Here is a 22,977-nt window from a genome sequence, read left to right on the forward strand (position 1 = left end):
GCCGCCAACGATGCCGCTCCGGCGTGGCAATGCAATGGAACCAATCCATCAGGCGGATCGGCCTGCCACGAGATACGCCACCGTACCCGCACCTACATGTGCCAGCAGTCATGCCGCATCCTTGAACGCCCTGGCCATGCATGCACGCTCGTCATTGACGCCCGGCTTCAGGCAGGCTGCATGTCCGGTGCATGCCATACCCACCGTGCTGCATGCGATGCATTGCCTCCCTGGCCATCCATGGCAAACACGACGGCGCGCCGCGGTGCCACGCGAAGTTCGGCGCCGAGCTGCAGGCCCAGCCTCGCCACGTCCTCGCCGCCCACGTCGACCTCAAGAATCTGCCTGATCGAGGGAACATCCAGCTCCAGATGGGCCACGCTGCCTGCGAGGTAGATGTGACGCAGCCGGGCCGTCCATCCCGGCTGGCCTGCCGCCACGCCCAGCGACAGATGTTCCGGACGCACGTAGGCGAGCGCATGCGCATGTCGGGCTATCCATGGGTCGTCTTCGAGCACCCAGTCACCTGTACCCAAACACTGATTTTCACGAATGAGTGGAAGCTTGTTCACCTTGCCGATGAATTCGCAGACGAAGGGGGTTGCCGGCTGCTGGTAGATTTCTTCCGGCGTACCGACCTGTTCGATGCGACCACGGTTCATCACCGCGATACGGTCGGCGAGTTCCAGCGCCTCCTCCTGATCGTGGGTGACGAAGACCGTGGTCAACCCCAGGTCCTCGTGCAGTTCACGCAACCAGCGACGCAAGGTGACCCGGACCTGTGCATCGAGTGCACCGAAGGGTTCGTCGAGCAGCAACAGCTCCGGCTCGACCGCGAGCGCACGCGCAAGCGCCACGCGCTGACGCTGTCCGCCGGACAGCTGCGTCGGATAGCGGTTGCCGTAACCATCCAGTTGCACGCGTTTCAGCAACTGCCCCACGCGCCCGGAGATCTCTGCAGCGGACGGCCGCAACCTGCGTGACCGGACACGCAACCCGAACGCCACGTTCTCCGCCACGGTCAGATGCCGGAACAATGCGTAGTGCTGGAACACCAGCCCGACCTTGCGCTCGCGTGCCTGGGCGGCCAGGAAATCACGCCCGTGCAACTGCGCCGTGCCGCTGTCGGGATAGTCCAGCCCCGCGAGGATGCGCAGCAAGGTGGTCTTGCCTGATCCCGAAGGCCCGAGCAACGCGAGAAACTCGCCGGGTGCCATGGCAAGACTCACATCGTCGAGTGCCGGGGCACCGGTGAAGCGGCGGCTCAGATGCGAAAGTTCCAGAGTCATGGTGGCTCTCAATGACCGCCGGGCGCATGCGCCGCAATCTCGTTGCCGTAGCGCCATTCCAGCAGCGTCTTGGTCGCCAGTGTCAGCAACGCCAGCAGCGCGAGCAGGGTCGCCACGGCGAAGGCGCCGACGTAGTCGTACTCGTTGTAACGCATCTCCACCTCCAGTGGCATCGTCGTGGTCAGGCCGCGGATATGCCCGGAGACGACGGACACGGCACCGAATTCGCCCATCGCGCGGGCATTGCACAGGAGCACGCCATAAAGCAGCGCCCAGCGGATATTCGGCAAGGTCACCCGGAAGAACATCTGCCAGCCACCGGCTCCCAGCACGCGTGCGGCCTCCTCTTCATCGCTGCCCTGCGACTGCATCAGCGGAATCAGCTCGCGCGCCACGAAGGGCAAGGTGATGAAGATGGTCGCCAGCACCAGGCCTGGAACCGCGAAGATGACTTTGACGCCGTGCTGGTCGAGCCAGGGTCCGAACCAGCCTTGCGCACCGAACAGCAAGACATAGACCAGGCCGGAAATCACCGGTGACACCGAAAACGGCAAGTCGATGAAGGCGCCAAGCAGCGCCTTGCCGCGAAACTCGAAACGGGCGATGGCCCAGGCTGCGGCCACGCCGAACACCACATTCAGCGGTACGGAAATCACAGCCACCAGCAAGGTCAGGCGGATCGCGGACAGGGCTTCGCCCTGCCCGATGGTCGACAGGTAAACATGGATGCCCTGGCGAAGCGCCTCGACAAACACCACGGCCAGGGGCAGCAACAGGAAGATCACGAGGAAGCCGCTGGCCGCCAGGATCAGCAGCATGCGCGCGATCCGGCGCGGCCAGCGGAGCTGTCGCCTCGGCCTGCTCATTGCGGCCGCTCCGCCCAGCGCCCGCTCCAGCGTTGCAGCAAGGAAATCAGGATCAGCAGCACGAACGAGGCGAACAGCATGACGACACCCAGCGCCGCGGCACCTGCATAGTCGAATTCCTCGAGTTTCTCCACGATGAGCAGCGGCGCGATTTCCGAGCGCATGGGGATGTTGCCGGCGATGAAGATCACCGAGCCGTATTCGCCGACCGCCCGTGCCAGCGCCAGCGCGAAACCGGTCAGCAGCGTCGGCACCAGCATCGGCAGGATCACCCGGAAGAAGGTCTGCATGTGGCTCGCGCCCAGGCTTTCGGCAGCCTCCTCGACGTCACGATCCAGTAACTCCAGTACCGGCTGCAGCGTGCGCACGACGAATGGAAAGCCGACGAAAACCATCGCGAGGATCACGCCTGGTGGCGCATAGGCTACCCGGATGCCCCATGACGTAAGCCAGCGGCCCAGCCAGCCGTTGGGCGCATACAGTGCTGTCAAGGCGATGCCGGCGACGGCCGTGGGGAGCGCAAAGGGCAGATCGACCAGCGCATCGAACAGACGTCGCCCCGGGAAGCGATAACGCACCAGCACCCATGCCACCAGCAGGCCGAAGCCGGCATTGATCACGGCGGCCAGCAAGGCACCGCCGAAGCTGAGCCTCAGCGCGGCCAGCGTACGTGGCGAGCTCAGCAGACGCAGCATGCCGTCGATGCCGATCCCCGACGCCTTCCACGCCAGTGCCGCCAGCGGCAGCAACACGATCAATCCCAGATAGGTCAGCGCATACCCCAGGCTGAGCCCGAAGCCGGGCAGGATGCGCCGACGCATGGCGACCCTCAGTGCCCCGGACCGATCTGGTCGAAGATGGCGCCATCGGCAAAGAACTTTGCCTGGGCCTGACGCCAGTCGCCGAACACATCGTGGATGGTGAAGGTGTTGACCTTCGGGAACTGCGCGGCATATCTGGCCGACACTTCCGGCAGGCGTGGCCGGTAAAAGTTCTTCGCCTCGATGGCCTGCCCCTGCGGCGAATAAAGGAACTTCACGTAGGCTTCCGCCACTGCCCGGCTGCCATGCTTGTCGACATTGGTGTCCACCACGGCGACCGGCGGTTCGGCGAGAATGCTGATCGAAGGCACGACGATGTCGAACGTGTCCTTGCCCAGCTCCTGCTGCGCCAGCAACGCCTCGCTCTCCCACGCTACCAGCACGTCGCCGACGCCTCGCTGCGCAAAGGTGTTGGTGGCACCACGGGCACCGGTATCCAGTACCGGTACGTGCTGGTAGAGCGCCTGCACATAGGCCCGTGCCTTCGTCTCGTTGCCGCCGGGCTGCTTCAGCGCATAGCCCCAGGCGGCGAGGAAATTCCAGCGGGCACCGCCGGAGGTCTTCGGGTTGGGCGTGATCACCTGGATACCCGGCCTGATCAGATCGGCCCAGTCCCTGATGCCTTTCGGATTGCCCTTGCGCACCAGGAAGACGATGGTGGACGTGTACGGCGATGCATTGTCCGGCAGGCGCCTCTGCCAATCCTTGGCAAGCAGTCCGTGATCGGCCACCGCATCGATGTCATAGGCCAGCGCGAGCGTGACGACATCGGCGGGCAGCCCGTCGACCACGGAGCGCGCCTGCTTGCCGGAACCGCCATGCGACATCTGGATCGTCACGGTATCGCCATGCTGTGCCTTCCACTGTGCAGCAAACGCTGCATTGACGTCCCTATACAGCTCGCGCGTGGGATCGTAGGACACGTTGAGCAGCGTGACGTCCCTGGCAGCCACCGATGCCGCAAACATGGTGCCAAGCACGACCAGTATCACCCGTGATTTTTTCATCGCCATCTCCAGCCACTTAGCGGGAAGGCCAGCCTAGCCACGACGGAATCAGCCTCGAAATGGCCAAAAGCCATTTGCTTATGTCCACGGCACGTCATGCAGCGTGGACACCGTCATTGCACGTCAAACTTTCGCGGCTTCGGGCTGCACTGGCGACGGTCGATCAGCGCAATTTGAAAGCACAAAGATTTTACATTTGGACGTCTTTACTTCTTGGCGTCTGGATTAATTCCACAACCATCATAAAAATTTTGTTCACTGGCATATCCATATGTCAACGCCTCATTTTTCCTCGCGACTGGCCTGTGCACAGACTGGATGCACCCCACCAAGCCAACGCCGAGACTTACATGAAGAGCCTCAAGCACGTTCTCCTTGCAAGCCTGCTGCTGTCCCCGATCGTCCATGCCGACGATACCCCGAACACCTATGTAAGCACGCCATATATCGGCCTGCGCTATCGCGACAGCACGCTGCACCAGGACAACCTGGCGGATACCGGCCATGCCCACACGCTGCGCCTGCAACTGGGTTACCTGTGGGCACTGACGCCGCATCTTGCCGCGTATGCGGAGGGCACGAAGGTATGGTCATTGTTCGGACGGCAGTACAACGACACGACCGGGCGACGCACGCCGTATCCAGCCGAACCCGACCCGCGCTCGACCGAACTGAGCAGCGCCTGGATCGGCTACGCGGATGACATGTTCGGCATCCGCGCCGGGCGGCAGTACCTGAACCTGGACGACAAGCGCTTATTCAGTTCCAACGCCTGGCGACAGAACCCGCAGTCCTTCGATGGCGTCACCAGCTACCTGAAACTGGGCAGCACGACCACGCTTGGCGTCGACTGGATCGACCAGGTCAACCGCACCGTGGGCGCGGACTTCCCCGACATCAACCAGCGCCGCTGGAAACTCGACGGGAAGCTGCTGCACCTGGACCAGGTGCTGCCGCTGGGCACCCTGACCGTCTACGGCTACTTCATCAAGAACTTCACCCTGGCCGCGGATTCCGTGCGCACGGAAGGCGCACGCTGGACCGGCAACCTGCCGCTGCAGGACGGCTCCACCAAATTGACCTGGACGCTGGAAGGCGCGCATCAGAACAACTACGACAACAACCCGGCGCACTTCAGCCTGCCCTATCACCTGTTCGAGCTCGGTTATGGCCTGCCCGCCATCTCGGCGCGGCTTGGCGAGGAGTCGCTCGGCGGCAACGGCCACACTGCATTCAACGTCGCCTACGGCTCGGGCCACAGTTTCGACGGCTGGGTCGGTGTCTTCAGCATTCCTCCCCACGGCCTGCAGGATCGCTACGGCGGCGTCTATGGCCAGCTGCCATGGCACAACCTGAGCTGGCTGCTCACCTACCACGACTTCCAACCCGTGACCGGCAGCGGCACGCGCTATGGCGACGAGATCGACTTCGGTCTGCGCGCCAACGTCGATGCGCGTCTCAGCCTGGAGCTGCAATACGGCGACTATCGTGCCGACAGTTTCAGCGTGAGCCAGCGCAAGCTGTGGCTGCTGGCGGAATATCGCTATGGCAAGCAACAGATCTAAGGATGGTCCGATCAATCGGCTTCTTGTTCGTCATTCCTGCGAAAGCAGGAATCCAGTGCCTTTGCGTTCAATGGTCTGCAGACACTGGATCCCAGCTTTCGCTGGGATGACGAACAAAATCAGAGTTTCCATAAGGGCGCTCTGATCAGCGACTGCCTCGTCGGCATCAGGCGCTTCGATCGCTGCGCAATACGCGTACCGCTTCATCGTTGCCGGCCGCGCCACGCCCGCTGACCCAGCCGAACAATGCGATGCCGACGATGATCGCGAGCGCGCCAAACAACGCATAGCCATGCGGCCACGCCTCGCCGAGAAACAGCACGCCGAGCAGGGTGGCGAACAGCAGTTCGGCCGCCTGCATGGCCTCGACCGCCGCCAATGCAGTCGGCTCGCTGCGCACCATGTCGGTAGCGCGGAAGAACAACACCGTGGCAATCGTGCCCGACGACAGCGCGACACCACCGGCCAGCGACGCTTCACGCCAGGTCGGCGGCCCGACCGTGCACCAGGCAATGACGGCGAACAGCAGCCACAACGGCCAGCTGCACAAGGTCATGCCGAATACCCGCTGCACGGCGTTGATATGGCTTTCGCCGTGCTCCAGGTGCAGCAGCAGCTTGCGGTTGCCCAGCGGGTAGGCAAACGCGGACAACACCACCGCACCGATCGCCAGCCAGTCACCGGCATGCAGCCGGCCCTGTGCATGGCCCCATTGCAGAGCGAACACGCCAGCAACAATCAGCGCACCGATCGCCAGCGTGCGCCACGCCAACCGTCGCCGTCCGTCGCGATAGATCAGCGGCGCCAGCAGTGGCCCGGCCAGCACCGTGGTCTGGAAGCTGCCGGCAATCAGCCACGACGGCCCGCTGCTCGCCGCCCAGGTCAGCGGAATGCCGAACAGCACGAAACCGACGCTGCTCCACTGCAGCCAGGTACGGGGGTGTTGGCGCAGTTCGCGCGGCAACTCGCCGAGGCCGCCCTGCATAGGCAACACCACGGCCAGCAGCGGCAACGTGATCAGGTAGCGCAGGATCACCGCCCATGCCCAATGGCCGCCCCCGGCAACCAGGCTGCGATTGAGCACATAGGTCAGCGTGAAGAACAACGCCGAGCACAGCGCAAGACCCACGGCAGCAAGCGAAGACGAGCGCATGAAAAATCCGGTCAAGGTCACGGCTATGCAGTGTTGCAAATCAGTTGCCACTTGCGAAGCATGTCGGCATCTGCAAAAACCGACACCGGCGTGACTTCGTGCACATGCCTCTCCAGTGTGCCGACTGCAGACTCGCACGCATCCATCGTGGAGTAGCGATCATGCGGACGCTCGGGCTGATATCGGCATTGGCATCTCTCGCTGTTCTGCAGGCGTCGGCGCTGCACGCGGCAGAAGCGCCGGCGGCACTGCGCGATCGGCTGGTGGCGATCACGCAGGCCTGGGTGGATGCGATTCCATTGGGAAAGCAGGACGTGTGGCAGCACACGCTGGCCGATGATGCGGTGCTTGTCGACGAGTTCGGTCGCATCCAGCACAAGAAGGATGCCGTGGCATCGCTGCGACCATTCCCCGCGGGATTTTCCGGCAGCATCGAACTGCGCGATCCGCATGCGCAGCAATACGGTGATACGGCATTGCTGCGGGTCGAAGAGTACGAACGCGAAACAGTTTTCGGCCAGAAATTCGTGGTGCGCTACCAGTCTCTACTCACTTTCGTGAAACAGGACAGCACCTGGAAGCTGGCCGGCTATGAGGATGTGACGATTCCGACGCCACCGCCAAAACTGGTGGTCAACGGCCTTGTACTCGCCGAATACGCCGGCAATTATCGCTATGGACCGGACCGTGCGTGGTCGGTCAGCGTGAAGGATGGCGCGCTCGGCTACGTCACCAAGGCCGGCCGCCCATTCAACCGGATGGAACCGATTGCCCGGGATGTCTTCATGGGTACCGACGACGAAAGAAACCTGCTGATCTTCCGTCGAGATGCTGCCGGTCATGTCACCGGACTGATCGAACGGCGCAAGTTCAACGACCTGCACCTGGCGCGCGGGACCGGAGCCGGCTGAAGCCCCGGTCGTTCGCGAAGACAACGACGCTGACGACTTGATGTCGAGGGTGATGGCCAACCGCCGTTTCACTCCATCACGCCGTCCCGGTGGAAGCTGCCAATGGCAGCCGCAAGCGTACTTCGAGGCCTCCGCCTGCACCGTTGCGGGCATCGATCTCGCCGCCGTGCACCTGCACCACGCGCTGCACGATGGCCAGGCCCAGGCCATGACCGTCGGTGCGTGCCGCATTGCTGCCGCGGAAGAAAGGCCTGAACAGCGATTCGAGCTCGGCCTCGGGTACGCCCGGCCCGTGATCGCGGATGGACAGTTCGGCGCTGCCCTCGTCAGCGCGCACGACCAGCTCCACGCTACCACCTGCGGGGCTGAACTTGATCGCGTTGGCAACCAGGTTGTCCAGCGCGCGTTCCAGCAGCAGTGCACTGCCCAAGACGGCGACCGGTTGACTGGGCAGCAACTGCAGCCGCACCTGGCGCGCACCGGCCTCCAGTTCAGCCTGTGCGATGCAGCCGCGCACGAGTTCATCCAGCGCCACGCGCTCGCGCTCCATGCCCGGAATGCCGCCCTCCAGGCGCGACAGCGTCAGCATTTCCCCGGTCATGCGATCGAGCCGGGCAATCTCCTGCTCGGCCTGGCGGAAATACGCTTCCGCCTCACTTGGATGGGTACTGCGTTGTGCAAGATCGAGGATCAGATGCAGCCGCGCCAACGGCGATCGCAGCTCGTGCGACAGATCCTGCAGTACGCCACGACCGTGCGTCACCAACGCCTCGATACGTTCCGCCATGGCATCGAAGTCGAACGCAAGCTGGGTGAGTTCATCGGTCGCCATGCTGCCCGGATGACCAACCCGGGCCGAAAGCTCGCCGGCAGCCATCCGTCGGGTCACATCGCGCAACGCCTCGACCGGCCTGGCGACGCTGCGGGCGACCCACCAGCCCAGTACCCCGATGAACAGCAATGACAATGCCAGCTGGACACCAAGCAGGATCGCCTGCCGGGTTCGCGGCGGCAGTCTCGTGTGAGTCCGGCTCAACGCCACCAGCTGCCGGACCTTGCCGTCGTTGCCACTCACTTTCTGCACGGCGACGTAGATGCCGGGCCATGGCTGCAGAACCGTATCGCGATCCGCATCGAGCCAGCCCGGCAATGATTTCGCGATCGGCGTATGCAGGCGCATCGGATACAGCGCCTGACCCTGTTCGTACAGGGTCGCCTCGATACCTTCCCGTCGCTGTTGCGCGGACCAGTCGGCCAGGGCCGCGACACCACCACTTTCGTAGGCCTGTTCGGCGCCCTGGGCCAGCGCGCCCCAGTTGATCTCGCGTGCCGTGGTGTACTCGATGAAGCCCCGCGTCAGGAGGCCGCCCAGGAACAACACCAGCAGGTTGGCCACGCAGAACCAGACCAGCAGACGCCAGTACAACGAACTCCTGAACGGATTCATGGCGTACCCATGACCAGCACATAGCCGGCGCCGCGCACCGATTCGATGCGGGGAGATTGCGTCGAGGCCTCCACCAGCTTGTGGCGCAACCGGCTCACATGCACGTCGATGCTGCGATCGAAGCGCTCCAGTTCGCGCCCCAGCGCGATGCGCGTCAGCACCGCCTTGTCGACCAGTTCGCCGGCGCGCTGTGCCAGCGCCTGCAGCAACATGAATTCGGCGCCGGTCAGCGGCAACTCCCTGTCCTCGATATAAGCGCGCCGTTCGCCAGGCTGCAGGCGCAGGATGCCGATCTGCAGTGCTTCGGACACGACCGGCGCGTGGCGCCGCAACTGCGCACGCACGCGTGCCAGCAACTCCCGCGGCAGGCAGGGCTTGGCGAGATAATCGTCGGCGCCCAGCTCCAGCCCGATCACCCGATCCACCGCCTCGCCACGCGCAGAAAGCATGATGACCGGCAACCGGTACTGCAGCCGCAGCTCACGCAGGGTGGCCAGGCCGTCGCGTCCCGGCATCATCACATCGAGTATCAGCAGATCGGGCCGCAATGCCTGGCTGCGCAACTGTGTGAGCGCCGTGTCGCCGTCATGGGCGATGTCCACGACAAAGCCCTCGCGGCGCAGGTATTCGGCCAGCAGGCTGCATAGCGCGCGGTCGTCATCGACAATCAGGATTCTGGACATGGTGGCCGTTTGGTTTCGATCCATTCAAAACGGGCAACGACGCGAACTCCACGCTCTTTACGCATCTTTACCCTCCTGCAAAGAACATACACGCAGCATGGTCGTCTAATGGGTGCAAGACATTCCATCCCCCGCAACGATAAAGGTATTGACCATGCGCAAGAGCATTACTCTCGGCCTGATCCTGGCGTCGGCCGTCGCCATCACCACGGTTGCCGTCGCCGCTCCCGGAGCCGGCCAGCACGGTGGCTGGCACTCCCGCGGACATGGCCAGCTGATGGCCCTGAGCAAACTCAACCTGACCGATGCCCAGCGTGCAAGCATCAAGCAGATCGTGCAGAACAGCTTTGCCCAGAACAAGACGCAGCGTCAGGCACTGCGCCAGCAGCGCAGTGCGTTCGAGTCGATGACCCCGGACCAGGTCGGCTACCAGGCCGCTGCGACCAGCCTGGCACAGGCCGAGGGTGCTGCCACCCAGCAGCGCGTGCAGCAGCGGGCCAACGTGCGTGCGCAGATCTACGCTGTACTGAGCGCATCGCAAAAGGCGCAGCTGGCCACGTTCAAGGCCCAGCGACAGGCCCGCAAGCAGCAGTGGGAACAGTTCAAGGCACAGCATCCGGTGTCCTCGACCTCGCCGACAAGCCCGTAAACAACCACAGAGGCGAGCGGCAGGGGGTTGCGCCAGCGGCAGGGCTGGCGCAACTTTTTCAGAGCGGCGGGCTGTTCGTTCAGTGATACCGCCAGTGACCACCGACCCAGACATGCGTCGGACCCCAGTAGCCAGGCACCCAGACACGCGCCGGGTAGCCGCGCGCCGGCACCATGATGCAGCCCGTAAGGGAAACGCTGCCGACCAGCAGCAGCGCAGAAACAAGCAAGGCAGAGATGACACGGCGCATGGGACACTCCTCTTGGGGATGTGTCGCTAAAAACGTATGCGCCGTTTCCGCGATGACCCGAGCGCCAACCATCGATGGTTGGCGTTCATCTCGATCACTGGGAGCTGAACAGGAAACCCTTTCGTTCCAACTCTATACGTCGATACCTGCCCTTCCGTACTCAGCCACCAGCCAGCCGCGCCACTACCTCGCGATAACGCGCCGCAATGCGCTCCTCGTCGCGATGATGAAAGTCACGCACCTGCCAGCGGCCACCGGCCATCACGTCACGCACCAGTGGCGTGTTGCCGGCGAACAGGAAACTGTCCAGCATCGAACGCGCATCGCGTGCAGCCAGCAGCGGCGAGTTTTCGTCAAGCACGATCAGGTCGGCACGTGCACCTTCGCGCAATTCGCCGATCGGCAGGCCGGACGCCCGCGCACCGCCATGCAGCGCGGCACGCCACAGCGTCTCGCCCACACTGTCGCCCTCGTGCCGCGCAGCGATGTTGCGATGGCGCGTGTGCAGGCGTTGGCCGTATTCCAGCCAGCGCAGCTCTTCCACCGGCGAGATCGAAATATGCGAATCAGAGCCGATGCCAAGCGTGCCGCCGGCATCGAGATAATCGGCCAGCGGAAACAGGCCATCGCCGAGATTCGCCTCGGTGGTGGGACACAACCCCGCCACGGCACCACTGCGGGCAATTCGCACGGCCTCCGCCGCGGTCAGATGGGTCGCATGCACCAGGCACCAGCGCGCGTCGACCGCAACGTGATCGAACAGCCATTCCACCGGCCGCGCCCCGCGCGTGGCGAGGCAGTCCTGCACTTCACCGATCTGCTCGGCGATATGGATGTGGATTGGCCCGGTTTTCGCCAGTTCACTGGCGAGTACCTCGCGCATCGCCTGTTCCGGCACCGCGCGCAGTGAATGCAGTGCGATGCCGACATGCAGGTCGTCATTTCCGTGTCCACGCAAGGTTTCGAGCAGGCGCAGATAGCCTTCCGCGTCGTGACCGAAACGGCGTTGCCGCGCCGTGAGCAGGCGACCATCGAAACCGCCGCTCATGTACAGCACCGGCAGCAGGGTCAAGCCAATACCCGCTTCGCGTGCCGCCTCGATCAGCGCCAGCGACATCGCCTCCGGTTGCGCATAGGGCATGCCGTCGGGCTGGTGATGCAGGTAATGGAATTCGCAGACCTGGGTGTAGCCGGCCTTGAGCATCTCGACGTAGAGCTGGGCGGCGATGGCCTTCAGTTCATCCGGGCCGATCGCCGCGGCGAATGCGTACATCGTCTCGCGCCAGCTCCAGAAACTGTCGTCGGCACGCCCCTTGCGCTCAGCCAGTCCGGCCATCGCGCGCTGAAAGGCATGCGAATGCAGGTTCGGCATGCCGGGAAGCACCCAGCGCCCCATCGATTCGCGTTCTGCGCCCACCGGCTTCGCCAGGCGCCCTTCCGCCCCCACGTCCAGCGCCGCATCGGCATGCCAGCCATCGGGTCGCCATAACTGATCGGCCCTGAAGCGGCGGATGCTGGCGACATGGCTCATGCGATTGCTCCGGTAACTGATGCCACGCAGTGTAACCGGGTGGATGCGGCGCCTTCACCTGACTGTGTTCCTGGCTATGCATAATCACCCCATGGCCAGGAAAATCAGTGAAAACACCCCGAAGCTGCTGCTGCGACAGGCGCTGCCTGCCGACGTACCGGCGCTGACCGAACTCACCGCGCGGGTCTACACCGCCGAATGGGGCCACTCCCCGGAAATGCTGCGTTCCCAGCAGACACACTTCCCCGAGGGCCAGTTCGTGGTCGAGTACGAAGGGAACATCGTCGGCTACTGCGCCACGTTCCGCATCGATGAAGCCACGGCGCTGGCACCGCATACCTGGATGCAGATCACCGGCGGCGGCATGGGCTCACGCCACAAGCCCGACGGCAACTGGCTATACGGCATGGAGGTGGTGGTGCACCCGGACTACCGCGGCATGCGCATCGGCCAGCGGCTGTACCAGGCGCGCAAGCGGTTGTGCGCAGACCTGAAATTGCGCGGCATCGTGTTCGGCGGGCGCATTCCCGGGCTGGCCAAGAACATCACGCGCTACGGCACCGCCGAGGCCTACGTGCAGGCGGTGGTGGAAGGCAGACGGCGTGACCTGACGCTGAGCTTCCAGCTGACCAACGACTTCGAGGTCATCGGTCTGCTGCGCGCCTACGTACCGTCGGACTATGACTCGCTCGGTTATGCCGTGCACCTGGTGTGGCGCAACCCGAGCCTGCTCGACCAGCCGGACATGCCGTCGATTCCCTCGCCGCAGCATCTGCCTGATCTGGTGCGGGTCGCTTCGGTGCAATACCAGCAGCGGCGGATCAAGTCGTTCGAGGAATTCGCCACCCAGGTCGAGTACTTCACCGATATTGCCGCCGATTACAGCGCCGACTTCGTCACCTTTCCCGAACTGATCACGCTGCAGCTGCTGTCGATCGAAAACACCGAGCTGTCGCCGGTGGAATCGATCCGCAAGCTGAGCCAGTACACGCCGCAGGTGAAGGAACTCTTCAGCAGGCTGGCGGTGCACTACAACATCAACATCATCGCCGGCACGCACCCGACCGAGCAGGCCAACGGCGACATCCACAACGTCTGCTACGTGTGCCTGCGCGACGGCTCGATCCACGAACGCGAGAAGCTGCATCCCACCCCGAGCGAACGCAACGTGTGGAACATCAGCGGTGGCGACAGCGCCGCGACCGTGCTGACCGACTGCGGCCCGATCGGCGTGATGATCTGCTACGACGCGGAGTTTCCCGAGGTAGCGCGGCACCTCACCGACCAGGGCGCATTGATCCTGTTCGTGCCGTTCTGCACCGACGTGCGCGAGGGTTACCTGCGCGTGCGCTACTGCTCGCAGGCGCGGGCGATCGAGAACCAGTGCTACGTGGTGCTGTCGGGCAATGTCGGCAACCTGCCCGGCGTCAACAACTTCGACATCCAGTACGGCCAGAGTTGCATCCTTACGCCAAGCGACTTCCCGTTCGCACGCGACGGCATCGCTGCCGACTCCACGCCGAACATCGAGACCGTGCTGTTCGCCGACCTGCGGCTGGAAAGTCTGGCCCGCGCACGCAATGCCGGTGCCGTGCAGAACCTGAAAGATCGCCGCTTCGACCTGTACGAAACCCGCTGGCGGCCACTGCCGCGCTGACGATCACGTTGCAGGGTCTGCGATAATGAGGCATGACTGAACCTGTCCAGCCCACTGAGCCTTCCTCGAACCCCCGCCTGCAGGCCTTGCTCGGGCATGAATTCTTTGCGCCGCACCAGTGGAGCCGCCGTCTCGTGCTCTGGTGTGGTGCGGTACTGGTGGCGCTGGCGGCGATCCTGTTTGCCAAGGCCAGTACCTGGGCCTACCAGCTCTTCCTGCACATCCTCAGCTACGGCATCTGGATTCCGCTGATCCTGACCCCGATCGTATTCGGCCTGCTGGCCTGGGTCACCGAGGGGCGCCTGCGCGCCACCCGCGGCAGCGGCATCCCGCAGGTCATCGGCACGCTGCACATCGAGGACGCAAGCTTTCGTGCACACATGCTGGCGTTGCCGATTGCAGCAGGCAAGCTGGCCTTGACCCTGATCGCGCTGACCGTCGGCGCCTCGATCGGCCGCGAAGGCCCGACCGTGCATGTAGGCGCCGGGTTGTTCTATTCGCTCGGCCGGCGCTTCGGCTTCACCGATCCCAAGGCCGCTTCGCGTTTCATCCTTGCCGGCGGCGCTGCCGGTATTGCGGCTGCATTCAACACGCCACTGGCCGGCGTCATCTTCGCGATCGAGGAACTGGCCGGCACCTTCGAGCACCGCTTCAGCGGCCTGCTGCTGACTGCGGTGTTCATCGGCGGCGTGGTTTCGCTCGGCATCATGGGCAACTACTCCTATTTCGGCCAGGTCCAGGCCAACCTGCCGCTGGGTCATGCGTGGTTGGCGGTGCTGCTTACCGGCATCATCTGCGGCCTGCTTGGCGGCCTGTTTGCGCGGCTGATCCTGCTCAGCCGGCACGGCCCGCTGGCGTATATCGGTCGGCTGCGCTCGTACGCACCCGTGCTGTTCGCCACGGGTTGCGGGCTGGCACTGGCCATTATCGGGCTGCTTTCGCACAACACCGTTTACGGTACCGGCTACGACCAGGCACGCGCCTTCGTGCAGGAAGCTTCCGTCACGCCGGGCCAGGGCTTCGGCATCGCCAAGCTGCTGGCCAACGTTGTGTCCTACTGGGCCGGCATCCCCGGTGGCATCTTCTCGCCAGCGCTGGCAGTCGGCGCCGGGCTGGGCCACAACATCGCGTACTTCCTGCCCGGGGTACCGGCTTCGGCCGTGGTGCTGCTGGGCATGAGTGCCTATCTGGCGGGGGTCACCGGCGCTCCGCTGACCTCGGCGGTGATCGCGATGGAGCTGACCGACAATCAGGACATGGTGATCCCGATCATGGCTGCCTGCCTGCTGGCCCGCGCGGCGGCATCGCTGTTCTGCCCGACACCGGTCTACAAGGATTTTGCCGAGCGCATGGTGCAGGATTTCGAACGGCAGCAGGCCGCGCACGCCGAAAGTGCCGAGAAGACCCGGCTCGAAGCCGAGGCCATGCAGCATGTCGGCAAGACTAGCGCCTTCGATGAGCCCGCCACGCCAACGGACGACGCATCGTCGGACCATCCACCAACGCCGTGACGGAATCACCGTAGCCATGAACGAGCCACGCTGGGATCGACTGCTGCTGAATGCCAGGCTGGCGACGTTCGCCGGTGACGACCCCTGCGGCTTGATCGAGCACGGCGCGATTGCATTGCACCACGGACGCATCGCCTGGATCGGACGCATGGATGCGCTGCCGGATGCACCAAACACGCTTGCGCCAGCAGTGGAATCGCTGGATGGCGCGCTGGTCACGCCGGGATTGATCGACTGTCACACCCATCTGGTGTTCGGCGGTGATCGTGCGCAGGAATTCGACCTGCGTCTGAACGGCGCCAGTTACGAGGACATTGCCCGTGCCGGTGGCGGTATCGTTTCCACCGTCAACGCCACCCGTGCCGCCAGCGAAGAGCAGCTTTTCGCACAATCCCTGCCGCGCGCGCAGGCCCTGCTCGCCGATGGCGTGACCACGCTGGAGGTCAAGTCCGGTTACGGCCTTGACCTCGAAAGCGAACGCCGCATGCTGCGCGTGGCACGCCGCCTCGGCCGCGAACTGGGTATCAGTGTACGCACCAGTTTCCTTGGCCTGCATGCTCTCCCGCCGGAGTACAAGGATCGTCGCGACGAGTACGTCACCCTGGTCTGTGACGAGATGCTGCCGGCACTCGCCGCCGAAGGCCTGGTCGATGCCGTCGATGCGTTCTGCGAGAACATCGGCTTCACCCGCGAGGAAACCCGGCGCGTGTTCGAACGTGCGAAACAACTGGGCCTGCCGGTGAAGCTGCATGCCGAGCAGTTGTCCGATCTCGATGGTGCTGCGCTGGTCGCCGAATACAGCGGCCTTTCCGCCGATCACCTTGAGCACCTGAGTGAGTCCGGCATCGCGGCGATGGCGAAAGCCGGTACCGTGGCCGTACTGCTCCCCGGTGCGTTCTACGCATTGCGCGAAACAAAACTGCCGCCGGTCGCGTTGCTGCGCGAACACCGCGTGGCGATGGCGATAGCCACCGACTGCAATCCCGGCACCTCGCCACTGCTGTCGCTGCGACTGGCCGCCAGCATGGCCTGCACGCTGTTCCGACTGACGCCGGAGGAAGCATTGCGCGGCGTCACCGCCAACGCCGCACGCGCGCTCGGCCTGCACGACCGCGGTACCCTGGCGGTCGGCCAGCGCGCCGACCTGGTGGTGTGGCATGCAAAACAGCCGGCCGAGCTGTGCTACTGGATCACCGGCCGACTCGTGCGCGAGGTCTATCTAAGTGGTGAATCGGTTCCGCTGTAGCGCTTCGACACGCGCAACCAGGGCCTCATGGAACGCCGCCGGCAACTCGGCACGTACCGGTACCCGCCACCAGTGCGGCTGGGCGAAACGCTGACACTTCACCGCGTCCTTGTCCGTCATCAGTATTGGCAGGTCGTCCGCGAAATCCAGATCCGCTTGAACAAACTGATGATGATCGGCAAACGCATGCTCGATCACGTCGATGCCGGCGGCACGCAGGCTGTCGAAGAAGCGCTGCGGATGGCCGATCGCGGCCACCGCATGCACCCGCTGGCCATCGAAACCGGCAAGCGCCCATCGCTGGTCATCGATCAGGGCCACCACCTCGCCACCACGCAACTGCATCGGGTATTCGCCCTCGGCAGCGACGACGCCATTGCAGACGCGGAAATCGACCCGCTGCAGCCGGCCCAAGGGCTCGCGCAACGGGCCGGCCGGCAACAGCCGGCCATTGCCGAAACGGCGCACGCCATCGATCACGCAGATTTCTATATCGCGCGCCAGTGCGTAATGCTGCAGACCGTCATCGGCCACCACCACGTTGCAACCCGCATCGAGCAACAATCGCGCAGCGGCTGGACGATCGCGTCCCACCGCCACGGCTGCACCACTGGCGCGAATCAGGCAGGGCTCGTCGCCGACCTGCGCAGGATCAGGTGCCTCACCCAGCAGAAGCGGTTCACGCTGACTGCCGCCGTGACCGCGGCTGACCACCCCGGGGCGATAGCCGCGGGCGCGCAAGACCTCGACCAGCGCGATGGTCAGCGGCGTCTTGCCGGTGCCACCCACGCTGATATTGCCGACGACCACGACTGGCACTGGCAAGCGCGTACTGCGCAACCAGCCGCGCCGATAAAGTCCACGACGCAGGCGCATCGTGCTGCCATACAGCGCGGCCAGCGGCCACGTCCACCACGGTGCGGATCCGCTGCCGTACCAGGCTGATTCGAGCGTGTCGATCAGCGCCATCGGCAGCCCTCAGTCGCCCGCCTGTTGATCGGCGTGATCGTGGAACTGCATCCGGTGCAGCGCGGCGTATTGTCCATTCAGCGCGATCAGCTCGGCATGGGTGCCACGCTCGACGATGCGGCCGTGGTCCATCACCGCGATCTGGTCGGCGCCTTCAACCGTTGACAGGCGATGCGCGATCACCAACGTGGTGCGGTCTTTCATCAAGCGCTGCAGCGCCTGCTGGATCAGCCGCTCGGACTCGGTATCAAGCGCACTGGTGGCTTCGTCCAGCACAAGGATCGGCGCGTTCTTGAGAACTGCACGGGCGATCGCGATACGCTGGCGCTGACCGCCGGAGAGCATGTTGCCGCTCTGCCCTATCGGGGTATGGATGCCCTGCGGCATGCGCGCGATGAATTCCATCGCATTGGCGGCCTCGGCGGCCGCGATGATTTCCGCCTCGCTCGCGCCGGCCAGTTCGCCATAGGCGATATTGTTGGCCACCGTGTCATCGAACAGCACCACGCTCTGTCCAACCCAGGCGATCTGCCGACGCAGCGAGGCCAATGTGTAGTCCTCGTTATCGAGGTCGTCCAGCACGATGCGCCCACTAGTTGGCGCGTAGAAGCGCGGCAGCAGGCTGACCAGGCTGCTCTTGCCACTACCGGAACGACCTACCAACGCAGTCACTGTGCCAGGGGCGCAATACAGGTCCACGCCACGCAAGGCCTCGAAATCGTTGCGCGGATAGATCAGCCGGACATCCTCGAAACGCAGATCGCCCCGCGTGCGCACAAGCTCGACGCTGCCGCGATCGATTTCTGCCGGCATGTCGATCACCTCGAACAGATCCTCGGCGGCAGAGACCCCGCGCTGGATGGTCGCCTGCACATTGGCGAGCCGTCTGAGCGACACCAGCATCGTACCCATCGCGGTCAGGACGGCCAGGAACACACCTGGCGACACCTCGTTCAGTACGCCCGGTCGCGTACCCAGGAACACCAGCGTGGCCATGGCGCAGGCCGCCACCAGCTGAATGGTGGAACTGGATGCCGCATTGGTCGCAGCGATCTTCAGATTGAGCCCGCGGGTGTGCCGGGTGACCTGATCGAACCGGCTGCTCTCGTACATCTGGCCGCCGTAGATGCGCACTTCGCGATGCGCCCCTACCGACTCCTCGACGGTTCCGGTTACTGAGCCCATCGAACCCTGGATGCGCCGGCTGATCGACCGGTAGCGCCGGCTGACGATGGTGGCGATCAGGGCGATCGCCGGCGCCATGACCAGCAGGGACAGCGTGAGGTAGGCGCTGTTGTAGAGCATCACGCTAGACATGGCGATGACCGTGAATCCGTCGGTCACCGCAGTCTTGATCGAATCGGTGGCAGCCGATGCCACCTGCTCGCTGGTATAGGTGATGCGGGAAATCTGCTGTCCCGATGGCTCGGCACCGAAAAACGCCGCCGGCAATCTCAGGTAGGCGCCGAATACATCCTTCTGCATCGCCTGCACCACATGGCGACCCATGTACGAAATGCCGTAGTTGCTGGCAAAGGTGCCGCAGGAGCGCACAAAAAAAATGCCGATGATCCAGATCGGCATCCAGAAAATCAGGTACGCATCCTTCCTCACGAAGATGCCGTCGGTCATCGTTTGCAGGAGCTGCGTGAACAGCGCCATGCCACCGCCATCCAGCAGCATGCCGGTCAACGAGACCAGGCCCATCAGCCAGTAGCGCCGCGTGTAACCGAGCAGTCGCCGGTAAACCCGCCAGGTTTCCGCATCCCAGATCGTAACCTTCTTGTCGCTCACTGATCCGCGCCCGGCTTGTTCGGCGTGGTCGCGATCGACAGCTTGGTGAAACCGAGCTGGCCCAGCGCGTCCATCGCCGTCACCACGTCCTGGTTCGGCGTCATCGCATCGGCACGGATCGTCACCTGGCGATCGCGGTCCGTACCGGCGTTGCGTGAAATGGTCTGCTTGAGCGGCTCGATGCCCTCGCCAAGCACCTCGTCGCTGCCCACATAGAAGTGACCGTCACGGTCGATCATGATGGTCAGCGCCGGCGCATTCATGTCGCGATCCTGCGTGCTGGCCTTGGGCAGCGTCACCTGCAGGCGCGAGTGCTGCACGAAGGTGCTGGTCAGCACGAAGAACATCAGCAGGGTCAGCAGCACGTCGATCAACGGGATCACGTTGATCTCGAAATCATCCCCGCGGCGGTCATTGCTGATACGCATCGGTACGTGCTCAGCCCGCGCGCGGCGCAGTCGGCGCCGCCGCACGCCGCGCCCGCGGCGGTGCCGGGGCCGCCACCGCAGGCGTCAGGGTCAGGTCATCGAGCAACGCGGTGGCCTGCTTCTCCATCTCCACGCAATAGCCGGCCACGCGCGAACGGAAATAGCGGTGCAGCACGTAGGCCGGAATCGCCACGGTCAGGCCCGAGGCGGTGCAGATCAGTGCCTCGCCGATGCCGCCGGCCATCTTGGCCGGATCGCCGATACCGCCGGCCATCACTTCCATGAACATGCGGATCAGGCCGATCACGGTGCCGAACAGGCCGAGCAGCGGGCCGATCAGCGCGATCGTGCCCAGCGTGTTGAGGTAGCGCTCCATCCGGTGGATCACATGCCGGCCGGTGTCCTCGATGCGCTCCTTGATGATGTCACGCGACTGGTTGCGCACCGCCAACGCCGAGGCCAGCAGCTCACCCAGCGGGGAACCGTTCGTCAGTGCTTCCAGATGCATGGGGTTCAGCTGACCCGTGCGCGCCCATTCGCGCACCTCGTCGCCCAGACCCGGTGGCAGCACCGACTTGCGGCGCAAGGTCCAGCAACGCTCCAGCACGATCGCCAGCGCGATCGCCGAGCAGATCAGGATGGGCACCATAGCCCAGCCACCAGCCATCAGGATTTCCAGCACTTTCGACCCCGTCTCACGACCTGTCAGGAAGCGCGCATGATAGCAGTCCCGCCCGGCCGTACTGCGGCGCGCGTGGCATTCCCCGCCTCACTCGCGCCACTTGTGGCAAACCACAAGTCACTCCCGCCAGTAACGCGGCTGCCGCCAGCGCCAGCCCGTTTCACGCCGAGCCGGAGCATCGGCGGGAAAATCCAGGGGAATCGCCCCCTGCAGGGCGGTATTGAATAGCGGCACACCGGCTTCGGCATAGCGCGCGAGCACCTCCGGCCTTGGGTGCCCGAAGCGGTTGCGCCAGCCCGCCGATACCAGCGCCAGCGGCGGCCGCACCGCGGCGATGAAGGCCATGCTCGACGACGTCTTGCTGCCGTGATGCGGCACCAGCAATACCGGTCGCGTGCCGCCGGGACCGAGCACGGCCGTCACCTGCGGCTCCGCCTTCGAGCTGATGTCGCCGGTGAGCAGCAGGCGTCCGCCGCGGCCCTCGACCAGCAGCACACAGGAGCTGTCGTTGCCCCGGTCGCCTTCGCCGGGACCGGGGCTCAGCACACGGAAACGCACGCCATCCCATTGCCATGACTGCCCGGCAACGCATTGCTGCATCGGCACCCGCACCCGTGCCGGCTCGCCCGCATAACGCTGCGCCTGCGGGAATGCGGTCGCGACCGCTTCGGCTCCACCAGCATGGTCGTTGTCGCCGTGGCTGATCATCAACATGTCCAGGCGCGTCATGCCCAACGCGTGGATCGACGGCACTACCGCCGCCTCGCCGAGATCGAAACCCGACGGGTAGCGCGCACCGGCGTCATACACCATCACATGCTCGCGTGTGCGCAACAGCACCGATAGGCCCTGCCCCACATCCAGCACCCATGCCTGGAACGCGCCCTCGACGGGCAACGTGCGCGGCGGCCACAGCAGCGGCAGGAACAGCAGCACGCCGAACCACCGCAGGGGCACACCACGCGGCAGAAACAGCCATAACGCGCCCAGCAGAGCCAGCAACAGAGCCCATGGCTGCACGGTAGGCAGATACCAGTGTGCGCCGGGCCAGTCTGCCATCCGCTCCAGCAGCCACCATTGCGCATGCGCCAGTTGCGCGGCCAGCCACAGCATCGGCGTGGCCAGCGGCGGGCACAGCCACAACAACAGCATGCCGATCAACGCACCCGGCACGACCACGAAACTCACGAACGGCACGGCGATCAGGTTGGACAACGCGCCCACCAGGGATGCCTCACCGAAAAACCACAAGGTCAGGGGCAACAGCGACACCGTCATCACCAGCTGTCCGGCCGACAGCTCGTGCAGGAAAGCGCGCAAGCCGCGCCCACGCGCCTGCAGGCACAGCATGAGGAACGCCACGCCGACAAACGACAGCCAGAACCCGGCCGCCAGCACCGCCAGCGGATCGAACAGCAGGATCGCGATCATCGCCAGCGCCAGCGACTGCGCGCCACCGCTGGCACGTCGGCTGCAGCGCGCCAGTGCCACCACGGCGATCATCAGCAACGTACGCACCGTGGGCAGGCCGAAGCCGGCCAGCGCACTGTAGACAGCAGCCACCAGCAGCGCGGCGGCGGCTTGTGCGTGCGGTCGCGGCAGATACAACGCGAGTCGTGGCCATAGGGCATAAGCCAGCATCGCCAGCCAGACCCCGAATACCGCCGCCACACCAACATGAAAGCCGGAAATCGCGATCAGGTGCGACACGCCGTTGGCGCGCGCCACTTCCCAGTCGTGCTGGCTCAGTTCACGCGTGTCGCCGACCGAGAACGCCTGCAGCAGGGTCGAATCGTGCGGATCGCGCACACGTGTGGCGATACCGCGGGCGACGGCATCACGCACACCGTCAATGCACCAGTGCGGGCCAGCCAGCCGTGCATTGCCGGGATCGTCACGCACATAACCGGTAGCCACGATGCGGCGTTCCAGTGCCGAACGCTCACTGTCAGCCACGCCGGGATTGAGCAGGCCACGTGGCCGTTTCAACCGCAGCAGCAGATGCCAGCGGGTGCATGGTTGCAACAGCGGCGCGTCGTCATACCAGGACACCGTCACCCGGCCGCGCAAGGCGACGGGACGGCCATCCAGCGTGGCCTGCTCCACCCGCAGCATGAAGCGGCTGGCATCATCGCCGGCCTGCGGCAGGCCGATCAGGCTGCCGGTCACCGCGATATCCCGACCTTCCAGCGCCCGCGGCAGACGCGCATCCATCGCCATCGCGCCATGCCACGCCGCCCAGACGATGCCGAACAGCGTCCACGCCAGCCAGCGACGACGCGGCAGGCACCAGGCCAGCAGCGACGCTCCGGCCAGCAACAGGCCAAGACACCAGCGTGGCGGCAAGCTTGGCAGCCACTGCACCAGCAGCACGCCGGACAGCAAGGCAAGTGCTGCCGTAATTGCCGTTGCTCGTGCCATGCCGTCCCCGTTCCGTCCTGGATGGGGTCGAGCCTAGCGTGGTCTCTGCGGCACCGAGGATGAAAAGCGTGTAGGCACTCGCCGTATAGGCGATGGT

20 protein-coding genes are annotated in these 22,977 nt (G+C 64.7%); 6 read left to right on the forward strand and 14 right to left on the reverse strand.

Annotation, left to right across the window (positions count from 1 at the left end; all coding sequences use genetic code 11):
* Window positions 1-167: 167 nt before the first annotated feature.
* From ACYVKM_RS11390 to ACYVKM_RS11405, 4 genes are read right to left on the reverse strand one after another with little or no spacing between them, the layout of a single operon-like run.
* Window positions 168-1,289 (reverse strand): sulfate/molybdate ABC transporter ATP-binding protein, encoded by a 1,122-nt coding sequence (locus ACYVKM_RS11390; protein WP_460877697.1) that lies wholly within the window; start codon window positions 1,287-1,289, stop codon window positions 168-170.
* A gap of 8 nt (window positions 1,290-1,297) precedes the next feature.
* The gene (gene cysW / locus ACYVKM_RS11395) at window positions 1,298-2,155 is read right to left on the reverse strand and encodes a sulfate ABC transporter permease subunit CysW (RefSeq protein WP_460877698.1); all 858 of its coding nucleotides are present in this window, start codon (window positions 2,153-2,155) and stop codon (window positions 1,298-1,300) included.
* Window positions 2,152-2,976, reverse strand: coding sequence for a sulfate ABC transporter permease subunit CysT (gene cysT / locus ACYVKM_RS11400; RefSeq protein ID WP_460877699.1), 825 nt, complete (start codon window positions 2,974-2,976; stop codon window positions 2,152-2,154). Before cysT ends, cysW begins: the two co-directional genes overlap by 4 nt.
* 8 nt (window positions 2,977-2,984) lie before the next feature.
* Window positions 2,985-3,989 carry a sulfate ABC transporter substrate-binding protein gene (locus ACYVKM_RS11405; protein ID WP_460877700.1) on the reverse strand — a complete coding sequence of 335 codons (1,005 nt, stop codon included), beginning with the start codon at window positions 3,987-3,989 and terminating at the stop codon, window positions 2,985-2,987.
* A 344-nt stretch (window positions 3,990-4,333) separates the two neighbouring features.
* Between ACYVKM_RS11405 and ACYVKM_RS11410 the strand changes: the two genes are divergently transcribed.
* Window positions 4,334-5,548, forward strand: coding sequence for an alginate export family protein (locus ACYVKM_RS11410; RefSeq protein ID WP_460877701.1), 1,215 nt, complete (start codon window positions 4,334-4,336; stop codon window positions 5,546-5,548).
* A gap of 166 nt (window positions 5,549-5,714) precedes the next feature.
* Here the strand turns inward: ACYVKM_RS11410 and ACYVKM_RS11415 are convergent, their stop codons facing one another.
* A complete protein-coding gene (locus tag ACYVKM_RS11415; protein ID WP_460877702.1) occupies window positions 5,715-6,701 on the reverse strand; it encodes a multidrug resistance efflux transporter family protein in 987 nt (328 codons plus the stop codon).
* A gap of 161 nt (window positions 6,702-6,862) precedes the next feature.
* Between ACYVKM_RS11415 and ACYVKM_RS11420 the strand changes: the two genes are divergently transcribed.
* On the forward strand, window positions 6,863-7,612 hold the full coding sequence (locus tag ACYVKM_RS11420; protein WP_460877703.1) for a nuclear transport factor 2 family protein: 750 nt from the start codon (window positions 6,863-6,865) through the stop codon (window positions 7,610-7,612).
* A 76-nt stretch (window positions 7,613-7,688) separates the two neighbouring features.
* Here ACYVKM_RS11420 and ACYVKM_RS11425 read toward each other — a convergent pair whose 3' ends face one another.
* Both ACYVKM_RS11425 and ACYVKM_RS11430 read right to left on the reverse strand, forming a co-directional pair.
* Window positions 7,689-9,059: a HAMP domain-containing sensor histidine kinase gene (locus tag ACYVKM_RS11425; protein WP_460877704.1), complete on the reverse strand. Its 1,371-nt coding sequence runs from the start codon at window positions 9,057-9,059 to the stop codon at window positions 7,689-7,691.
* Window positions 9,056-9,742 carry a response regulator gene (locus tag ACYVKM_RS11430; RefSeq protein WP_460877705.1) on the reverse strand — a complete coding sequence of 229 codons (687 nt, stop codon included), beginning with the start codon at window positions 9,740-9,742 and terminating at the stop codon, window positions 9,056-9,058. Before ACYVKM_RS11430 ends, ACYVKM_RS11425 begins: the two co-directional genes overlap by 4 nt.
* A 154-nt stretch (window positions 9,743-9,896) precedes the next feature.
* Between ACYVKM_RS11430 and ACYVKM_RS11435 the strand changes: the two genes are divergently transcribed.
* Entirely contained in the window at window positions 9,897-10,391 is a 495-nt protein-coding gene (locus ACYVKM_RS11435) for a Spy/CpxP family protein refolding chaperone (RefSeq protein WP_460877706.1), read from the forward strand.
* 79 nt (window positions 10,392-10,470) lie between these two features.
* Here the strand turns inward: ACYVKM_RS11435 and ACYVKM_RS11440 are convergent, their stop codons facing one another.
* Both ACYVKM_RS11440 and ACYVKM_RS11445 read right to left on the reverse strand, forming a co-directional pair.
* On the reverse strand, window positions 10,471-10,641 hold the full coding sequence (locus ACYVKM_RS11440; RefSeq protein WP_460877707.1) for a hypothetical protein: 171 nt from the start codon (window positions 10,639-10,641) through the stop codon (window positions 10,471-10,473).
* Between the two features lie 160 nt (window positions 10,642-10,801).
* Entirely contained in the window at window positions 10,802-12,172 is a 1,371-nt protein-coding gene (locus ACYVKM_RS11445) for a formimidoylglutamate deiminase (RefSeq protein ID WP_460877708.1), read from the reverse strand.
* Window positions 12,173-12,263: 91 nt separating this feature from the next.
* Here ACYVKM_RS11445 and ACYVKM_RS11450 point away from each other — a divergent pair, with 91 nt between their 5' ends.
* From ACYVKM_RS11450 to hutI, 3 genes are read left to right on the forward strand one after another with little or no spacing between them, the layout of a single operon-like run.
* Window positions 12,264-13,829, forward strand: coding sequence for a GNAT family N-acetyltransferase (locus tag ACYVKM_RS11450; RefSeq protein WP_460877709.1), 1,566 nt, complete (start codon window positions 12,264-12,266; stop codon window positions 13,827-13,829).
* Between the two features lie 32 nt (window positions 13,830-13,861).
* Window positions 13,862-15,340 carry a chloride channel protein gene (locus ACYVKM_RS11455; protein WP_460877710.1) on the forward strand — a complete coding sequence of 493 codons (1,479 nt, stop codon included), beginning with the start codon at window positions 13,862-13,864 and terminating at the stop codon, window positions 15,338-15,340.
* Between the two features lie 16 nt (window positions 15,341-15,356).
* A complete protein-coding gene (gene hutI, locus ACYVKM_RS11460; RefSeq protein ID WP_460877711.1) occupies window positions 15,357-16,586 on the forward strand; it encodes an imidazolonepropionase in 1,230 nt (409 codons plus the stop codon).
* Here the strand turns inward: hutI and lpxK are convergent.
* The 5 genes from lpxK to ACYVKM_RS11485 all read right to left on the reverse strand — a co-directional run bounded on the left by lpxK (window position 16,560) and on the right by ACYVKM_RS11485 (window position 22,880).
* The gene (gene lpxK / locus ACYVKM_RS11465; RefSeq protein WP_460877712.1) at window positions 16,560-17,555 is read right to left on the reverse strand and encodes a tetraacyldisaccharide 4'-kinase; all 996 of its coding nucleotides are present in this window, start codon (window positions 17,553-17,555) and stop codon (window positions 16,560-16,562) included. The two genes, hutI and lpxK, sit on opposite strands and share 27 nt — an antisense overlap.
* A 9-nt stretch (window positions 17,556-17,564) precedes the next feature.
* Window positions 17,565-19,349, reverse strand: coding sequence for a lipid A export permease/ATP-binding protein MsbA (gene msbA / locus ACYVKM_RS11470; RefSeq protein ID WP_460877713.1), 1,785 nt, complete (start codon window positions 19,347-19,349; stop codon window positions 17,565-17,567).
* Window positions 19,346-19,777 carry an ExbD/TolR family protein gene (locus ACYVKM_RS11475; protein WP_460877714.1) on the reverse strand — a complete coding sequence of 144 codons (432 nt, stop codon included), beginning with the start codon at window positions 19,775-19,777 and terminating at the stop codon, window positions 19,346-19,348. Before ACYVKM_RS11475 ends, msbA begins: the two co-directional genes overlap by 4 nt.
* Window positions 19,778-19,787: 10 nt before the next feature.
* The gene (locus tag ACYVKM_RS11480; RefSeq protein WP_460877715.1) at window positions 19,788-20,444 is read right to left on the reverse strand and encodes a MotA/TolQ/ExbB proton channel family protein; all 657 of its coding nucleotides are present in this window, start codon (window positions 20,442-20,444) and stop codon (window positions 19,788-19,790) included.
* Between the two features lie 132 nt (window positions 20,445-20,576).
* A complete protein-coding gene (locus ACYVKM_RS11485) occupies window positions 20,577-22,880 on the reverse strand; it encodes a DNA internalization-related competence protein ComEC/Rec2 (RefSeq protein WP_460877716.1) in 2,304 nt (767 codons plus the stop codon).
* Between the last annotated feature and the right edge of the window lie 97 nt (window positions 22,881-22,977).

It is taken from the genome of Rhodanobacter koreensis (genome assembly GCF_054782855.1).

Coding starts and splice junctions, on each gene's coding strand:
- ACYVKM_RS11440 (WP_460877707.1), bottom strand. CDS start 10,641: ATGCGCCGTGTCATCTCTGCCTTGCTTGTTTCTGCGCTGCTGCTGGTC.
- ACYVKM_RS11435 (WP_460877706.1), top strand. CDS start 9,897: ATGCGCAAGAGCATTACTCTCGGCCTGATCCTGGCGTCGGCCGTCGCC.
- cysT (WP_460877699.1), bottom strand. CDS start 2,976: ATGCGTCGGCGCATCCTGCCCGGCTTCGGGCTCAGCCTGGGGTATGCG.
- ACYVKM_RS11390 (WP_460877697.1), bottom strand. CDS start 1,289: ATGACTCTGGAACTTTCGCATCTGAGCCGCCGCTTCACCGGTGCCCCG.
- ACYVKM_RS11410 (WP_460877701.1), top strand. CDS start 4,334: ATGAAGAGCCTCAAGCACGTTCTCCTTGCAAGCCTGCTGCTGTCCCCG.
- ACYVKM_RS11480 (WP_460877715.1), bottom strand. CDS start 20,444: ATGGCTGGTGGCTGGGCTATGGTGCCCATCCTGATCTGCTCGGCGATC.
- ACYVKM_RS11475 (WP_460877714.1), bottom strand. CDS start 19,777: ATGCGTATCAGCAATGACCGCCGCGGGGATGATTTCGAGATCAACGTG.
- ACYVKM_RS11415 (WP_460877702.1), bottom strand. CDS start 6,701: ATGCGCTCGTCTTCGCTTGCTGCCGTGGGTCTTGCGCTGTGCTCGGCG.
- cysW (WP_460877698.1), bottom strand. CDS start 2,155: ATGAGCAGGCCGAGGCGACAGCTCCGCTGGCCGCGCCGGATCGCGCGC.
- ACYVKM_RS11430 (WP_460877705.1), bottom strand. CDS start 9,742: ATGTCCAGAATCCTGATTGTCGATGACGACCGCGCGCTATGCAGCCTG.
- ACYVKM_RS11405 (WP_460877700.1), bottom strand. CDS start 3,989: ATGGCGATGAAAAAATCACGGGTGATACTGGTCGTGCTTGGCACCATG.
- ACYVKM_RS11420 (WP_460877703.1), top strand. CDS start 6,863: ATGCGGACGCTCGGGCTGATATCGGCATTGGCATCTCTCGCTGTTCTG.
- lpxK (WP_460877712.1), bottom strand. CDS start 17,555: ATGGCGCTGATCGACACGCTCGAATCAGCCTGGTACGGCAGCGGATCC.
- ACYVKM_RS11425 (WP_460877704.1), bottom strand. CDS start 9,059: ATGAATCCGTTCAGGAGTTCGTTGTACTGGCGTCTGCTGGTCTGGTTC.
- ACYVKM_RS11450 (WP_460877709.1), top strand. CDS start 12,264: ATGGCCAGGAAAATCAGTGAAAACACCCCGAAGCTGCTGCTGCGACAG.
- hutI (WP_460877711.1), top strand. CDS start 15,357: ATGAACGAGCCACGCTGGGATCGACTGCTGCTGAATGCCAGGCTGGCG.
- ACYVKM_RS11485 (WP_460877716.1), bottom strand. CDS start 22,880: ATGGCACGAGCAACGGCAATTACGGCAGCACTTGCCTTGCTGTCCGGC.
- ACYVKM_RS11455 (WP_460877710.1), top strand. CDS start 13,862: ATGACTGAACCTGTCCAGCCCACTGAGCCTTCCTCGAACCCCCGCCTG.
- ACYVKM_RS11445 (WP_460877708.1), bottom strand. CDS start 12,172: ATGAGCCATGTCGCCAGCATCCGCCGCTTCAGGGCCGATCAGTTATGG.